The organism is Legionella longbeachae, assembly GCF_004283175.1.
GTDB classification, from domain to species: Bacteria; Pseudomonadota; Gammaproteobacteria; order Legionellales; family Legionellaceae; genus Legionella; species Legionella longbeachae.
In genome coordinates, this window is record NZ_RXNW01000011.1 from 110,110 (window position 1) to 126,656 (window position 16,547).

Here is a 16,547-nt window from a genome sequence, read left to right on the forward strand (position 1 = left end):
TATGATTTTAAAACCAAACTTTTAGCTAAAACTAATGGATTGAGATTTTTGCCAATTCCACGCATCACGCATCATCTCATTCAAATTCCGAGTGGTTTGCCAATTCAAGAGCGTACGTGCTTTAGTGGGATCAGCCCAATAAGCAGCTAAATCTCCTGCTCGTCTTGGTTTAAATAGCAAGGGAATATGAATATGGTTTTCCTTTTCAAATGCTTCGACTACTTCTAATACTGAATATCCTTGCCCCGTGCCTAAATTAAATGCATCAAAACCAGAATGTGATTGTTGATATTGTAGCGTTTTTAAATGGCCATTGACCAAATCCATTACATGAATATAATCACGAACTCCAGTTCCATCTTTAGTCGGATAGTCATTTCCAAATACTCGTAGTGCTTCAAACTCCCCAACAGCGACTTTGGTAATATAGGGCATCAAATTATTGGGTATACCCTTGGGATTGTCTCCAATTTTACCACTTGGATGGGCGCCTATGGGATTGAAATAGCGTAATGCTATAGCAGACCATTTCTTATCAGACTGGCAAAGATCATACATCATTTCTTCAACAAGAGATTTTGTTTGTCCATAAGGATTAAAGGGCAGTTTACGATGCTCTTCGGTATAGGGGTTAAATACAGGCTTTCCATAGACAGTCGCGGAGGAGGAAAAAATAATTTTTTTCACTTCAGATTGATGCATCGCATGGAGTAAATTCCAACTTCCTATCATGTTGTTTTCGTAGTAATCCAGTGGTTTTTCATTGGACTCGCCAACTGCTTTAAGGCCTGCGAAATGAACAACTGCATCAAACCTATGTTGCTTAAACAGTTCTGCCAATTTATTTTTATCTTTTAAATCAGTTTCGATGAAATGAAATGGTTTTTCGCAAATATCTTCAATTGCTTTTTGGGTTTGGATTGATGAATTGGATAAGTTATCAATTGCAGTTACTTGAATTCCTTCTTCAAGTGCCATGACAATGAAATGGCTACCAATATATCCTAATCCCCCTGTAACTAAAATATGCATTTAAACTTTCTCCCTATCTAATTGCATTGCTTTGGCGCGAATTGCATGGCGAACTGCTGAGGAAACTTCCGGGTGATGCAGCGCAAATTCAATATTCGTAAGCACATATCCTACTTTATTGCCGCAATCATGACTCTTCCCCACAATATGATAGGCTTCAACCGGTTCATAATTGATAAGCTTGACAATAGCGTCTGTTAGTTGAATCTCTTCTCCCACTCCGGGCTCGATTTGTTCCAGGAGCGGCCAAATGGCAGGTGAAAATACATAGCGGCCAACAATTGAAAGGTTGGAAGGAGCGCTTTCAGGAGTTGGCTTTTCTATGAGGTTAAAAATTTCTGTTGTTTCTCCTGGTTTCAAGTGTTTGCCTTTGCTGTCAATAACACCATAGTGAGCAAGCATTTCCCTGGGGATTGGTTCCACCATGACTTGATTAATCTGGGTTTCATGAAATCGGGCAATCATTGCTGCAAGATTGTCTTGCTTTAAATTTGACAGGTACGGATTAATAATAACATCGGGGAGCAATACTGCAAAAGGCTCAGCACCAATGCATGGGCGTGCGCATAATATGGCATGCCCCAAACCTTTAGCCTCTCCCTGGCGAATATGCATTAAAGAGATATCTGATGGAATAATAGAGCATATTTCCTCTAACAAGCCACGCTTGACTCGTTTTTCTAAAGTAGCCTCTAATTCAAAACTGGTATCAAAATGATTTTCAATCGAATTTTTACTGGAATGGGTTACCAGCACAATGTCCTTGATTCCAGCTAAAACGGCTTCGGTAACAATGTATTGAATCAACGGCTTATCAACGAGAGGAAGCATTTCCTTTGGAATAGCTTTGGTTGCTGGAAGCATCCTTGTGCCAAGACCTGCAACTGGAATGACGGCTTTCATTATAAATCCCTTTAATGATTGGTACACTTAGACAGTCTAATAGATTTATTTAACTTAGTGAATTGTTTCTTAACTACATGAGACAATTATTTAATCTATTGATATTAATAAAAATGATATATTGTTATAAGATATCCTGAACCATTTAGAATGCCAATGCTCTGGAATAGATGATGAATAAACTAGATTCTTGTTATTGTGAATTGGGTGAAAGCCCTGTTTGGAATCCAATTAGAGCGCTTTATCATTGGGTCGATATTAATCAACATAAAATTTATTCTATTGATGAACAACTTGAGCATCTGGATGTTATAGACATGCCAGACAAAGTTGGGTGTATCGTGGTAAATGAAGAAGGTAATTTGCTTGCTGCTTTGTCCAGAGAAATTGTTAAGGTATTGATCGATAATAAAAAAATCGTATCTCTTCACAAGCCTGAAATTTCAGGTAATGAAATGTTTAATGATGGTAAAGTTGATGCTAAAGGTCGATTCTGGGTGGCTAGCAAGGATATTAAAGAAACAGATGCCAGCGGGAAACTTTATTGCTATGACGGAACCCATCTTTTGAGTCACGATGAAGGCTTTGTTGTGGGGAATGGAATTGGGTGGAGCTTAAATAATGAATGGATGTATTTTACAGATTCAATGAGGCAGATTATTTATCGTTACCGATTCAATTTAGAAAAAGGACAGATAAAAAGCAGACAAGTGTTTGCGAAAGTAAATCGTGGTTACCCTGATGGTTTGACTGTTGATGCCCGCGATCATGTTTGGAGCGCCAACTGGGATGGTCAATGCCTGACACATTATGATCCAGAAGGACAAATCATCGAATTCATCGAGCTTGATAATACCCGTCCAACAAGCTGCTGTTTTGGGGGAGCCAAACTCAATCAATTATTTATAACAAGTGCTTATGTGGGACTGGAAAATCCAAAAGCAAAAGATGGGTTGAGTCAGGTTATTGAAAGCTTATCGATAGGAAATAATCCTTTTTTGGCTAAGGCGTAAAGCATTTTTTACTTTTACGTGTAATGGGCAAGCATCCATTCTAATGTATTTTCAATGTTGGGGGCTTGCCATGCGCCTACAATGGTATTTAACAAGCTATTATCACCCGCTAAAAAACGAACCTCGTTTTTTCGGACATAGGCAGGGTTGATTTCTACCCTAAGACGATGTTCGCTTATTTTTTCGCATAAAGATAAAATATCTTGTAGGGAGTATGCGCGGCCAGAGCATATATTGATTGCTTTGTTTAAAGGCATTAGTTCCAACAGTTTTACATAAAGCTTAGCTACCATACGCACATCATTAAACTCTCGAGACACATCAATATTACCAAGCTCAATAAATTCTCTTTTTTGGATGAAATGAGAAACGATTTTTGGAATGACATACGAGGGATTTTGGCCTACACCCGTGTAATTAAAAGGCCTGACTATGAAAATTGGTAATTTATCTTTCCAAAGGCATGCCATTTTTTCCATAGCAAACTTACTTACTGCATAGTCATTAGCTGGATTAGGTGCTGTAGATTCATTGAGTAGGCCTTCAGTTTGATTTCCGTATACATTGGCACTACTAGCAAGCAAAATACTTTTTATGTTCGGTGCTTTTAAGCTCAGGGCTTCAAGCAGATTCCGAGTGCCTATAAGGTTTACTTCATAAAAAGCATTTATATTTTCATGTCCTACAAATGCGATTGCGGCAAGATGGATAACCCCTTCTGGCTGCATTTTCTCTATTTCTTTAATAAGCTCATCTTTGTGTGTCAAGTTGGATTTCAAGCCTATTACTTCATAGCCATTTTCTTCTAGGGCTATTTTAATATATCGGCCTGTAAATCCATGAAGGCCGGTTACCAATATTCGATTCATTAGCAGGAGATACCTTTTTGATTTCTATAAATATCAGCTTCAACCATCATGGCACATAGTTCTTCTAGTGTGGTTTTGGGCTCCCATCCCAGTTCTTCCTGGGCCTTTTGATAGGAGCCAATGAGCAAGTCTACTTCAGCAGGCCTAAAATATTTGGGGTTTACACGTATAATAGTTTTTCCTGTTGCTACATCTATCCCTCTTTCTTGCTCTTCGCGTCCTTCCCATTCAATTTGAATATCAGCAGCTTGACAAGCCATAGTTACAAAATTACGCACTGTTTCAGTGCGATTTGTTGCAAGAACATATGTATCAGGTTTAGCCGCTTGCAACATTAAATACATTCCTTCAACGTAGTCTTTCGCATAGCCCCAATCACGCTTTGCATCTATATTACCTAATTCTAAAGTATCCAGCATGCCGAGCTTTATTTGTGCAATGCTATTGGTAATTTTACGTGTAACAAATTCTTGTCCGCGTAATGGGGACTCATGGTTGAATAAAATACCGCTTGTGGCAAATATATCATATGACTCTCGATAATTAACAGTCATCCAGTGAGCGTATAATTTCGCTACCCCATACGGGCTTCTTGGATAAAAGGGTGTTGATTCGCGCTGAGGAATTTCTTGAACTTTACCAAACATTTCTGAGGTGGAGGCCTGATAGAATTTAATCCTGGGATTTATAATTCGAATAGCCTCTAATATATTTAATGTGCCAACGCCTGTAATTTGTGTTGTCGTATAAGGTTGCTCAAAGGAAACTCCCACAAAACTTTGTGCTGCAAGGTTATAAATTTCATGAGGTTGAATAAGTTCAACCAACCGAATGCAAGCTCCTAAATCAGTCAGATCATATTCGACGAGTTGTAAATTCGGATTATTTTTAATACCAAGCTCTTCAATACGCCAGAAATTGGTAGAGGCTGTGCGCCTGTAGGTCCCATATACTTGATATCCTTTTGCTAATAAAAAGGCAGCCAAATAAGCCCCATCTTGTCCAGATATACCGGTCACAATTGCTTTCATGCATTATCTCCCACAAGCTTACTTCCTCTGTAAAGTGACATTTATAGCTAATGTTACGTATCATTTTTTATGCAGGAATGAAAAAAATCTTCAAAATTTTTCTTAGTTCTACATATCATCAAAACATAAGATAAATAGACTACAACATATTCATTTATCTTGAAAGTTTATAAAATAAAAATATTTAACAAAAGCCCCCCTGATAGTTACTGAGGGATCATGCGCACCTATTTTTTAATTTTTAACAGTGTTCTTTCGCCTCAGTATTCATTCATGTTGGAAGGTTTTAAGGTCTTAGCGCTGCGCATTGTGCAATTCAATCAGAGCCGGACGTTAAAAAATACCAAAAAGCAAAAAACCGCTATTTTCAATGTAGTCAAGATTTACTATATTTTGTGTATATTTATTTCCAAAGGGTAATTTTGATTTGTTTTTAATCAATTTCTATTCAGTAAGCATCACTATATATCGTCAGGCAATAATTGATCAGGTGCTCTTCCCCTGTCTAGGCAGTGCTTGACGAAAGATTATGTTCTTTACTTTCTAGTGCTCTTAAATATGAAGCTATATGGGTGCCTACGGTGACATCCCAGTTATATTTAGTTAATACATTTTGACATTTTTTATTTATTTCCTCTTGAGGTGTAGAACGTATTAAATCTATCATCTTTAAAATATCGTGTGTAGTCGCTTCATTATTTAGCATATATTCCCAACCGTCATATATTTCACCCAAAGAACTGTTATTTAAAATAATAGGAGGGCAGAAATTTTGCATAGCCTCCATAGGCGGTATACCAAATCCTTCTAGCTTTGATAAATATAAAAATATAAAACTTTTCTGATATAACTTTATTAATGCTTCATCAGTGGGTGAGTCAATGAGAATGATATTTGCGCCTTTAAAATTTAATGCATCAATAGTATTTTTTATATTAATAGGAATTTGAGCTATCTTTCCAAATATAATAATTTCATAATTATATCCTTGTTTAATAAGTTCTTGTATCACATCAAACATCTTATCAAAACCTTTTCTGGGATCATTTTGAAAAGGTATAAGTAACGACTTTTTGCTTCCTAGTTCATAATTTTTAATCGAATCAAAAGGAGCTAAAGGAGAATAGGTCATAGATATATGACAATTTAATAGTTTGATTAAGTCAGCTCCTGTAAACCTAGAGATACATAATATTTCATCTGTACTTGCTTGAATTGAGTTTACAATATCATAGGTTATATATTTATAATTATTGTTATATACATCCTTATAGGTAATGTGAAAAACATCAAAAATAGTTAATACGTAAGATATATCGGGATCACGATTTGCAGGGAGTGGATGATAAAGTGAATGATAAATTACAGGGAGCCCATGTTTTTTAGAAAACCAAATTGCATCATCAACTCTTAATAAATCAAAATATCGAGAAAGGCATTGAAAAGAAACTATTCTTTTTTCCTTGTACTTTGATTGGACTCCTCGTGCATCTGGATTAAAAAATGGAATTAATAGCTCTATCTCATTACTTAAAAATTCTAAAATAGTAATCACATATCGAGATATACCTGAGCAAAGGTTATCTGTTAATAATCTGGATACATCAACAAGTAGTACAAATTTTTTTTTATTGTAATGATTCTCTGACCGTTTTTTATTTAAATATTTTAAAGATGAAATGAATGCGGAATTATCATAAGATTTTTCTAAAGTATTGATGATCGTGTTTGCTAAGTTATAATATCCATACTTACGCAACTGATGAGTTGAGCTTACTAGCCCATGAATATTTCTTCCGGATGAAGAGGACAGTTTAGATATATCTGTATTTTTTTTGTGGTTTAATCCCTTTTTATCAAAATATTTTATGGCTTTCTGATAAGCAAATAATAATCCATAACGAACCTTTTCATCGGTATAATATTTAAAACGTTCTTTCCCCAATAATTTAAGCTTTTCTCGGAGAGTTACGGAATCCAATAACTTCAATATGTTTTCTGCCAATTGTTTCTCATCATAAGGATCAAAATATAATCCTGACTCCTTTGCAATTTCAGGCAAACAACTACTAGCAGACAAAATAACCGGACACTCTAAAGCAAATGCTTCAATAATAGGGATGCCAAATCCTTCTACAATACTTGGAAAAACTAAAGCATCTACTGTTTTAAATAAACTTTTGTAATCCGCAAAAGGTATTCGGCCTAGCACAAAAATTCTCTTTTTTAAAGAGGGTGTTTTTTCTTTCAATTGATTTAATAGCTGGGGGTTATGAGTTTCCCCTGTAGTGAGAATAAGACCTATATTTTCAGGTAATTTTTCAAGTGCCTTAAATAACACTTCATGATTTTTGTGAGGTCTTCCTGCAGCAGGATATAAAAGAAGGCGTTCTGAGGTAATTTGGTATTTTTCTTTTATGTTAATAATATCATTGTGTAAATATTTTTCCTTAAAAAAGGGGATAGGGAAAAAAAATATTTTATCTGATGTTACATTATGGCGTTTAATAATATCGCTGCTGGAATATTCTGATAGAGTAAATATGAAATCTGCAGATTTAGTTGCGACTCTCAAAGACTCTATCGATTTTTCAGAAAATCTATCGGGTAAATGTTCGGGTATAAGATCGGCAATTGATATAATTTTCGGACATGAAAAAAACTCTTTATTTTCATTAAATGGTAAATGTATCGCATCTAAAAAGCCTATATAATTTTGAACTAACTCTTCTGTGGTTACAACAATTGAAATTCTTGATGAGAGGTATTTATATTGCACAAAGGAGTGCAAGTTTTTTTTTGTAACAAAAAGAATAAGACGACTAATTCTAAGTACTTCTGCAATACCGTATAGGTAAGCATGTAAAGCGTTAGCCAGCCCTGTCTTAAGATGGGCTAATTTTGAAGTTAAATCTATGCCAATAACCATAGGATGAGAATCAATATTATACTTTAAACTGGAATTATCCATTATTCACCTGAGAACTAATTAACAATCCTTTAATTATGAGCCAGTTTTCACCTGGCCATGATACGAAATTAGAAGAGATACTATTTATAATCATATATCTCCTTTTATAAAATCATTTAAAATAACGTTGTTAGACAAGATTTTTGCACTTTCTACCATAGAATAGTTGAAACACTGGTACCAATTATCATATCAAATACTTTTGCCAAAACGATATAGTTTACTTGAATGGTCGCTCTATATTTTTTATCAGTTAGATTATTTTTGATAAAATATTAATTTGGTTCAAGCAAAGGGCGAATACCAATTAACTATTGTTATTGAATAGTCACCGGGAAATCTATATATCATTTCGGTATAAAATTGGTCGGCGAAAATCTTCTACGGCTACAACAATAACAAAAATTTTTTTTATGGTCACATATCATATATATTAATGTCACATTATTATTATGCTTATAAAAGTCGAGCATTATTTATTAGTTTTAGATACCAAGACTTAATTAAAGCTAAATTTTTTCAAGATTTATAAAATAAATTAATCGATATGATCCACTTTGCGCTTTTTCAAAGAAAAAAAACCTCCATTATCAGCTAACCGTTTCTTTATCGTGTTAATCTGCTCTTCTTCAGATAGATTATCCAGCGTCAAACCTCCAAATGAGTCAAAAACATTAAATAGTTCTATACTTAAAACATCAAAAATTAGTTTTGATGTTCTGTTAATCATTGCATTGTAACAATGGTTAACACCATTTTCTTTGACCAGATTATGATCGAATCCAACAATAATGGTCACATTATTACTTAGCTTTGCTCTTAACTCTTTACTAATGAAAATGAGTGGAAAGCTACTATCAAAACAATAAAAGACTTCAATTTCTTTAAGAAAATTTATGTCTGATAATAATAGAACTTCCATAAGCAAGTCATTTAAATGAATTCCTTGGGCATCAATTAAAGAATTTAGTGTTTTAGTTAAAACAAACCCCACTTCTTTAGCAAGTTCAAAAATTATTTTTTCGTTTAAAATGCTTCTATTATCCCCACGATGAATTAATATATCTCTGTTATTTGCAGCCTTTTTAATTGACGAAACATATGCACAATATAAGTCTTTTTCAGACTTAAAAAAATATGGCTCCCTTCCCCAGTATCTACTCAGGATAAAAATAGCCCTTTTCTTTACATCAGCTAATTTATAGGGCAATAAATGTGATAAATTTTCCTTTAATTCAAAGCTACAGGTTCGATAAACTAAATCTAACCATTCATATTCCACAAAAAGACTGCTCGCATTAAGAAATTTTAAGTCGCTTATTTGATTATTAAAGCCAAATTCAATTAAATGAACTTTATTTGTATGTTTAACTATTTTATCAAAAAGAGAGGTATTTCTAACCATTGGAAATTCACGCTCTTTATTATTTCGCGATCCATCACTGTATAGAAAATATGTAATGTCATTTTTTTTATTTAATAAAAAAAAATTTATTAGTTGTAAGTTAAAACCATCAGAAAAAGAATGACATATTAAAGCTGTTATTTTTTTTTTCTTTAAGGTAAGTAGACTCACTATTCTTGAGATAATTTCTTCACCGCCTTGCATAAATTCTTTAACATGCAGAGAGTGGCATCGATCTCCATAATCTAAAAGAAGTCTTGATAAAGGATTGGATTGAGGGTGTATTATTAAAATATCCCCTCTTATCATATGGGAATATTTTCTTATAAATGCTGCTACATAAGGAGATAGTTGAATTTGAGGTACGAATACTATAGAAACATCCAAAGGAGAATCTAACAAGCTGGTTTTTAAAAGATTGTTTTCAATAAGTGATAAACTACTCATTTTTTTTCACTTAAATGGAAACAGTCTTTAGAAATACCTTTAATATGGTTCATGAAAAGAATCCTTCTTTATGATTTTAAATACCAATCCCTGAAAATGTATTTTATACAATATATTATCTTTGCAAATATTATACCTAAACGGTGGTATTTTGAGAAGCTTCTGTTGTAACTGAAATTTTAATAAGTGTAATTTAAGAATATAACTCAAGCATTAGCTAATCGTATTTTGAGTAATATATTGTCTTTTGATTGTCGTATCGTTATTTGAATTGTAGTGTGGCAAAAACATAATTCAGGTTTCAATTCCAATGAATGAAATTATAGTCGAAATGAGTTAATCATTCAGTCTACAATGTATTGCTCCAGATAAACTGAGCGTCTCGCCAGTAATAAATTGGGCATGTTCTGAATTTAGGAAAAAAGCTAATTTAGCTACTTCTTCGGGCCTAGCTATCCGTTCTATTGGATGGCGCATAGATAGTGTTTTAAATTTTTCTTCTTGTCCTTCAAATCCAGCTTTTAACATGCCAGTTTCTACTGCTGCAGGTTCTATTGCGTTTATACGAGCCTTAGGTCCTAAATCAACAGCCATATTTCGGGTTAATGAGCTTAAGGCACCTTTGCTTGTTGCATAGGCCACAAATTCTTTTTTGGTTAATTGAGCATGAATGCTACTAATATTAACAATGCTCCCTTTGGCTTTCTCTAATAAGGGTAATAAGGCTTGTGAAAGAAAAAATGGGGCTGATAAGTTTATATTTAACGTTTTTTGCCATTGTTCACGAGTAATTTCTTCACAGGATCCTAATATCTGTACTGCTGCATTATTGATTAATGCTTTTAACTCTTTATCGTCAACAATCTGCTGAACTATTTTAATAAAATTATCCGCATAGTCCGAATCAATAGCAAATTGATTCAAATCCATCGAGAGATAGTGAATTTCTGGTGAATCTATGACGCTGCAATTTCCAATATCGGTGGCTATGATCTTATAACCATGCTCGAGAAATTCCAGCACAAGTGCTTGTCCAATTCCGCCATTTGCTCCAGTTATAAGGACATAGGGTTTATTGTTTCGCATTTAGAAACTCAGCTATCTTTTTAATTGCTTCCATTGACGCCCGTTTAACGCCTTCTACAGTATTACTTGCATTATGTGACCCCAAAATACATTGTGGTAAAGCACGAAGAGGGGAGTTTTGAGGTAAGGGTTCTTCTTCAAAAACTTCTAATGCAGCAGAAGATATATGACCTGAATTTAATGCGTCAATTAAAGCCTGTTCATGAATTAACAATCCCCTGGAAACATTGATTATTTTTGCTCCTTCCTTGAGCAGGCTGATGGTTTTTGCATTCAATAAATGAATGTTTTGTTTTGTCAAAGCGCAGGCTAATATTAAAAAATCTAACTCGCTAAGGCCTTCTGGAAAATTTTTCCGATGAACGAAGTTATAGCCTTTATCCCCTTCAATAAACGGATCATAGACCGTAACTTTCACATCAAATCCTGCCAGGCGTTTGACGATGTTTTCACCAATGTCTCCAAATCCGATAACGCCTATGTGTTTTCCTGCCATGCTCATTCCAGCAGGTTTAGCCCAATTGTTATTTCGTACTTCTCTATCAATATAAAATAAATGTCTTGCCAAGCCTAATAAATAAGCAATAGCAACATCAGCTACTTCTCCCCCAAACATATTCGGAGTATTTGTAATAGGAATATTTAAATCGTGACATGCTTTAAAATCAACGTTATCAACACCAATGCCCCATTTGACCGCGGCTTTTAATCTTCCTTTGGTTCCTGCAGTAAAAACCTCCCGTGTAGCAGGATCATCACCTATAATCCAACCGTCGTATTGGGGAACCAGTTCAAGAAGTTCCCTCACACTTAAGACTTGTACCGTCTTGGCGGGCACGAGTTCTATCCCTGAATTCAATGCATGCTGGTAAAAATGATCAATTAAACCCAACATCGGGGGGCAAGTGACTAATACTTTCATCTTATTTAACTCTCGCTCTGTTTAATGATACTAATGCCTCCACCAAAGTCCAGTCATGGGGCTCATCAATATCCAGTGATTCTAATGGGGGTGTTTCCATCATCATGGGTTTTGTACCAATACGCGCATTTGTTTTGTGAAATGATTCTTTTGAGAATAGATAAAGACACGAATTTTCCTCAAACCAGGGTTCCAAATCCTGAGTTCGGAGCAATTGATCAGGATCGTGGTTAACCGGTGACATATCCTGCCTGTAAAAACGAGTTTGTATTTTATTAACCGTAAATAAAGAGTCATGATCCGTACTTTCTTCAAATAATCGGATTGCGTTTTTAATTGTTTGGGCTGAAATAAGAGGGTTGGTCGTGTGGGTCATTAAATAAATATCAGCGCTCTCAGCTGCAATGTCATCGGCAAGGACGGCATTCATGCTTACAAAATCTCCGCACAGTGTTTCATGTCTGTCACGAATTGTAACGCGCTCATTTTCGATCAAGCCATAATTTTCCAGCAGCGCACGTGCGTCAGTGTTAATGACCACTTTATCTATTTCTGGAAGGGATAAAAGTGCATCCAATATCCATTGAAATAAAGGTTTACCGCCCAGCTCTTTAAAGTTCTTTCCTTTAACTCGTTCACTGTTGGCTTTCATGGGTAAGAGCGCGACTATTTTTTTGTTCATCATATAATCCTTTTTCTATGTCCTTTGGGTAAAAATAATGTCTTTTTCTTGCCGCTGATAATTTTTTAACTCGCCTACTTCCTTTGTAAGTTCCCCAAAAATGATTGAAGCGAAATAAAATGATTTCAGTAAATTTTGCTAAAAATAATTTGTCATCAATTGCTGAGGAAAAATCAGATAAAACAGAAGAAATAAAATAGCGATAAAAATCAAAAAAATTAAAATGAACTTCAGGCATAATTCTTTGTAAGGCAAGTGCTTCACGTTCATATCGAATACGCACTTGATGCCAGCTTTCATCATGAATATGAAAAATTTCAGCCTTGGAAGCGTATCCAATTTTTTCTCCGGACTCAACCAATAATTTGGCTAAATACATGTCTTCGAGCCCTGTAATTTCTTCATTAAAATAAAATTTTTCCCAGCTACTGCGTAGTATTGCTGCATTGGCATTATTACAAAAAAATCCCTCTTGAGGCAATTTGGAATAATCGGGAAACCATTTGTCAAAATGTCGATATTCTGAGTATTTTGTGGTGTCTTTCCCTCTCTGGCGACCGTATACATAGTTGGCTTTTTTTTCTACCAGAGGTTTACATAACTCCTCTAACCAATGTTCATTAGCCGGAATACAATGACCGCTCACAAAAACAAGAATATCTCCATGCGCAAATTTGCAACCAACATTCAATGAGCGGCCAAAAGTAAAGTCGGCTTTGTTAATAGTGGTAATTCTCGATTGGTACTTATGGGCAATGCTTAGGGTATTGTCGGTGGACCCTGAGTCTACAATAATCACTTCGTAATTTACGGACTTTAAGTGCTGGAGACTTATTTGCATTAATAATTCATCTAAATGTCTCTGTTCGTTATAAGTTCTGATAATTATACTTGCCAGCATCATATGCAATCCCTGCTCAATAAAGCGATTTATACGTCCAAAGCTAGATTTTAGGAATCTACTTTAACCCAAAATAAGATTGATAATCAATTTTCTTAAAAATATTACATTTACCATCAACTGTGGCATCGAGGATAAGTCGTCCTTCTTCCTCATAAGCTTTCTTGGCCATGCGGTAGGATTCTTCTGATTTTTCAAGATCAGGATTATCCCATTGCTGACCATATCCAAAATAGTTATCGCTGAAATGGTTAGGGTCTGCTCCCTCTAAAACATGTGCTTCATTGGGTTTGCCCGAATAGATAAAATGGTGATCCATACCAATTATAATTACCTCGTAAAAACCTAAATAATAGGCAACCTGTAGCGCTGCATACGTTACTGTCCATCCTTCATGTAATCCTACAGAGAGATTTTTACAAAATCGGGCGGGAGGATTTTGAGTATTTACTAAATAGGTTAATGCATCTTCTTTGATTAGCTCTTGCGCGCCGTTATTGCCAAGAAACTTTACGCAATTTAGTTTTTTGATTTCCGAAATGGATTGCTGTATTACCGTTGGATTAATTGCTACATAGTATTTTGGATAAAAATTGAAGCGATTCAAACCAAGATATATTTTATTGAGTCCTATCGTAATCTGTTTATTAAGGAACGAAAGATCCATTCCGTTTAAAGATGGGCCATTTGCTATAAGGACACATCGACCTCCTTTGTGTCTATCTTTTAACCAATCTAATCTATTCATGGATGTTTCATCAGTAGTGCTCTATTTCGTGCCTCAATTATTTCAAAGTTATTTTGCAATAAGAAAGGTACTGCTAATGTTCCTTTTGCTGTCCAATTACCTTGTGTGTCTTGCCATGTATCATCAACACACACAATTCCTCCCTTTTGTAATTTGGAAATAAGTGATTGAGCGCACTCCAGATGCATTTTATGGCATTGTTGTTCATCGATCCTTCCACCTAAAAAGCGTTCATAACGTCTTTGTCTTAATTCACTATGTCCACCATGATCAAAATCATAAGCATCCAGGAAAATAAAATCGATAATGCCATCATATTCTTTTAGAAAGTCCTCTCCTTTCATATTTATAGCTTGAAAGGAGGGGTTAATCTTTTTCATTAAATCTGCGGCAGCTTTTGTATTATGAGGATCCATGTCTACCGTTATAAAATGAACATTTGCTGTATTACAAAAATTTGCTAACTTATAAGTAGAGCCTTGGCCTGGTACTTCTTCTCTGGTTGAACCGATTTCTACTAAAACCCGTTTTTTATCCTGATTGATATTGGGTGCCGAGCAGTGTTGATATAAATAGGATAATAATAAATCATGGCCATGTTCTTGTTTTTTCTTTCGGTCATGATTGAGTTCATTGTAGGTTTTAATCAACAAATTAGCTTCACTTGAGGATAAATTGCTATCTAATGAAAAAGCCTTCATAGAAAAATCAATAGACATGTCCTTTAAGCCATACTCAAGACAATATTTTGCCAACAGACTGTACTGATGCTTTGCAATTACCGGATCTTCAGAAATATTGTCTTGCGTAGCATTAAGATAATGCATCACCATAATCTTGTCGCCTGCAGAAAAAAATCTCCGTGTTAAGGTACAATAAAAATTAAATTTATCCAAATTACCTTGTAACTCGGTATTCAGGAGTTCATCTATTTTTTCATACAAATCATCGGCATTGAAACATTCATCCACAAATTTATTAATTGTTCCTATGTTGAGATTTTCGAAATTCAACTTATCCGAAGAGTCGGAATGTGACATTTGCATATGATGCAATGCCTCTCTGATTGTTTGCTGTTCTTTCTGGATTAAGTTGAGGGTCATTGTTCTTTCATAGTGACGCTTCAGGCTACTGATATTTTCAATTTCTTCATTGACTAGGCAAGTCGCTTGTGAGAGCAATCCAAGCGTTGTCATTTCTCGAACAGCCCTGGCATGGGTGACCAGGTTTGTATTATTGTTTCCATTTATATCAACGGCGGCTTTAAAGTGCTTTTTTATGCGCTCTTCGTCTTGCCTTAGTACGGCAATTCGTCCCAATGTATTGTAAACACCGGCTATCAGGACTTGGGCGACTATTTTTGGCGAACAACCCCAGTTGAGCGCCAATTTCACGAGGATCATGGCTTTTTCCTGGTTACCAAGTTGTAATAAAGCACTGGCAACTAATAGAGCTAATCGGTTCCGTTCCGGATGCATTACAATAATTTTTTCTTCTAGCCGTGCCAAGTTATGCCAATCTCCTAAAAACCATTGTGCTTTGGCTTGAGAAAATATATCAGAGGTGCCTTCTTCCAAGAAATGAACCAACTCTTGATCTGATTCTGTTTTGATATAGTTATCATTCAATTTTTTAAGTTCTGAAGTATTGTCCATATTTGCCTGTTGGTGTAGAAATGATTCTATTTTTAGAACGCTTTTTCGCGAATTAAAATATCCTTAATTAAATCAATTTGTGCTTCAGCTTTAATGATTTCTTTATCAAAGAGTTGTTCAATGAATTTATTTTCTTCAATTTTTTTATCCCGATCGATTAACTCATTTTGTTTTAATATCAGTTTTTGCTCCAGTTCATTTTTTTCTTTCTTCAGTTGCTCGTTTTGTTTTTTTAAATCTATATTATTTTTTTGGTCTTGCTCCTGTTGTTTGTTTTTTTCGTGGAGCTCTTTGAGCGTCGTTTCCATTTTGGATTGGAGTGTGCTCAGTTCTTGAGATTGTTTCTGGAACAAGATAATTTGATTTTCTTTTTCTTTAGTGAGTGTTTCGATTTGTATTTTTTTGTTTTCCAAATCAGTCAATTCAATTTTAAGCTGCTGATTTTCAATTTTTAAATCAGAATTTACTTTTTCAAATTGCTCAAGGTGCTTGTTTTTTTCATGGAGTTCTTTGAGCATGGTTTCCATTTTGGATTGGAGTGTATCCAGCTTTTGAGATTGTTGCTGCAACAAGATGGCTTGGTTCTCTTTTTCTTTGGACAGGGTATCGATTTGTATTTTTTTCTTATCCAAATCGGTCAGTTCGATTTTAATCTGCTCATTTTCAATTTTTAAATCAGAAAGAGTTTTTTCAAATTGTTCGAGTTGTTTGCTTTTTTCATCGAGCTCTTTAAGTGTTGCGTCCTCTTTGGATTTGAGTGTATCCAGCTTTTGAGATTGTTGCTGCAACAAGATGGCTTGGTTCTCTTTTTCTTTGGACAGGGTATCGATTTGTATTTTTTTCTTATCCAAATCGGTCAGTTCGATTTTAATCTGCTCATTT

13 protein-coding genes and 1 pseudogene are annotated in these 16,547 nt (G+C 34.9%); 1 reads left to right on the plus strand and 13 read right to left on the minus strand.

Annotation, left to right across the window (positions count from 1 at the left end; genetic code table 11):
- Positions 1-21 precede the first annotated feature (21 nt).
- A complete protein-coding gene (gene galE, locus EKG34_RS12275; protein ID WP_003634443.1) occupies positions 22-1,032 on the minus strand; it encodes a UDP-glucose 4-epimerase GalE in 1,011 nt (336 codons plus the stop codon).
- Positions 1,033-1,935, minus strand: a complete 903-nt coding sequence (galU, locus tag EKG34_RS12280; protein WP_003634445.1) for a UTP--glucose-1-phosphate uridylyltransferase GalU — start codon at positions 1,933-1,935, stop codon at positions 1,033-1,035.
- Between the two features lie 173 nt (positions 1,936-2,108).
- Between galU and EKG34_RS12285 the strand changes: the two genes are divergently transcribed.
- Positions 2,109-2,948: an SMP-30/gluconolactonase/LRE family protein gene (locus EKG34_RS12285; protein ID WP_003634447.1), complete on the plus strand. Its 840-nt coding sequence runs from the start codon at positions 2,109-2,111 to the stop codon at positions 2,946-2,948.
- A 14-nt stretch (positions 2,949-2,962) separates the two neighbouring features.
- On the opposite strand, the gene EKG34_RS12290 is transcribed toward EKG34_RS12285, so the two are convergent.
- From EKG34_RS12290 to EKG34_RS12340, 11 genes and pseudogenes are all read right to left on the minus strand, one after another.
- Positions 2,963-3,817, minus strand: a complete 855-nt coding sequence (locus EKG34_RS12290) for an NAD-dependent epimerase/dehydratase family protein (RefSeq protein ID WP_003634448.1) — start codon at positions 3,815-3,817, stop codon at positions 2,963-2,965.
- Complete coding sequence (gene gmd, locus EKG34_RS12295) at positions 3,817-4,848, minus strand: GDP-mannose 4,6-dehydratase (protein ID WP_003634450.1); 1,032 nt, start codon at positions 4,846-4,848, stop codon at positions 3,817-3,819. The genes EKG34_RS12290 and gmd overlap by 1 nt, the downstream gene beginning before the upstream one ends.
- Positions 4,849-5,353: 505 nt before the next feature.
- Complete coding sequence (locus EKG34_RS12300; RefSeq protein WP_003634455.1) at positions 5,354-7,819, minus strand: glycosyltransferase; 2,466 nt, start codon at positions 7,817-7,819, stop codon at positions 5,354-5,356.
- A gap of 538 nt (positions 7,820-8,357) precedes the next feature.
- The gene (locus tag EKG34_RS12305; protein WP_003634456.1) at positions 8,358-9,671 is read right to left on the minus strand and encodes a hypothetical protein; all 1,314 of its coding nucleotides are present in this window, start codon (positions 9,669-9,671) and stop codon (positions 8,358-8,360) included.
- Between the two features lie 336 nt (positions 9,672-10,007).
- A complete protein-coding gene (locus EKG34_RS12310) occupies positions 10,008-10,757 on the minus strand; it encodes an SDR family NAD(P)-dependent oxidoreductase (protein ID WP_003634458.1) in 750 nt (249 codons plus the stop codon).
- Positions 10,744-11,679 carry a phosphoglycerate dehydrogenase gene (locus tag EKG34_RS12315; RefSeq protein WP_003634460.1) on the minus strand — a complete coding sequence of 312 codons (936 nt, stop codon included), beginning with the start codon at positions 11,677-11,679 and terminating at the stop codon, positions 10,744-10,746. Before EKG34_RS12315 ends, EKG34_RS12310 begins: the two co-directional genes overlap by 14 nt.
- A 1-nt stretch (position 11,680) precedes the next feature.
- The gene (locus tag EKG34_RS12320) at positions 11,681-12,361 is read right to left on the minus strand and encodes an acylneuraminate cytidylyltransferase family protein (protein WP_003634462.1); all 681 of its coding nucleotides are present in this window, start codon (positions 12,359-12,361) and stop codon (positions 11,681-11,683) included.
- Positions 12,315-13,265, minus strand: coding sequence for a glycosyltransferase family 2 protein (locus EKG34_RS12325; protein ID WP_012979503.1), 951 nt, complete (start codon positions 13,263-13,265; stop codon positions 12,315-12,317). Before EKG34_RS12325 ends, EKG34_RS12320 begins: the two co-directional genes overlap by 47 nt.
- Positions 13,266-13,320: 55 nt before the next feature.
- On the minus strand, positions 13,321-14,010 hold the full coding sequence (locus EKG34_RS12330; RefSeq protein WP_003634465.1) for a 6-hydroxymethylpterin diphosphokinase MptE-like protein: 690 nt from the start codon (positions 14,008-14,010) through the stop codon (positions 13,321-13,323).
- Positions 14,007-15,665, minus strand: coding sequence for an O-methyltransferase (locus EKG34_RS12335; protein WP_003634466.1), 1,659 nt, complete (start codon positions 15,663-15,665; stop codon positions 14,007-14,009). The genes EKG34_RS12330 and EKG34_RS12335 overlap by 4 nt, the downstream gene beginning before the upstream one ends.
- Positions 15,666-15,697: 32 nt before the next feature.
- Positions 15,698-16,547 (minus strand): annotated as a pseudogene (locus EKG34_RS12340) (hypothetical protein); the annotation flags it as partial.

Coding starts and splice junctions, on each gene's coding strand:
- EKG34_RS12310 (WP_003634458.1), bottom strand. CDS start 10,757: ATGCGAAACAATAAACCCTATGTCCTTATAACTGGAGCAAATGGCGGA.
- EKG34_RS12305 (WP_003634456.1), bottom strand. CDS start 9,671: ATGAGTAGTTTATCACTTATTGAAAACAATCTTTTAAAAACCAGCTTG.
- EKG34_RS12300 (WP_003634455.1), bottom strand. CDS start 7,819: ATGGATAATTCCAGTTTAAAGTATAATATTGATTCTCATCCTATGGTT.
- EKG34_RS12315 (WP_003634460.1), bottom strand. CDS start 11,679: ATGAAAGTATTAGTCACTTGCCCCCCGATGTTGGGTTTAATTGATCAT.
- EKG34_RS12290 (WP_003634448.1), bottom strand. CDS start 3,817: ATGAATCGAATATTGGTAACCGGCCTTCATGGATTTACAGGCCGATAT.
- gmd (WP_003634450.1), bottom strand. CDS start 4,848: ATGAAAGCAATTGTGACCGGTATATCTGGACAAGATGGGGCTTATTTG.
- galE (WP_003634443.1), bottom strand. CDS start 1,032: ATGCATATTTTAGTTACAGGGGGATTAGGATATATTGGTAGCCATTTC.
- EKG34_RS12320 (WP_003634462.1), bottom strand. CDS start 12,361: ATGAACAAAAAAATAGTCGCGCTCTTACCCATGAAAGCCAACAGTGAA.
- EKG34_RS12335 (WP_003634466.1), bottom strand. CDS start 15,665: ATGGACAATACTTCAGAACTTAAAAAATTGAATGATAACTATATCAAA.
- EKG34_RS12325 (WP_012979503.1), bottom strand. CDS start 13,265: ATGATGCTGGCAAGTATAATTATCAGAACTTATAACGAACAGAGACAT.
- EKG34_RS12330 (WP_003634465.1), bottom strand. CDS start 14,010: ATGAATAGATTAGATTGGTTAAAAGATAGACACAAAGGAGGTCGATGT.
- galU (WP_003634445.1), bottom strand. CDS start 1,935: ATGAAAGCCGTCATTCCAGTTGCAGGTCTTGGCACAAGGATGCTTCCA.
- EKG34_RS12285 (WP_003634447.1), top strand. CDS start 2,109: ATGAATAAACTAGATTCTTGTTATTGTGAATTGGGTGAAAGCCCTGTT.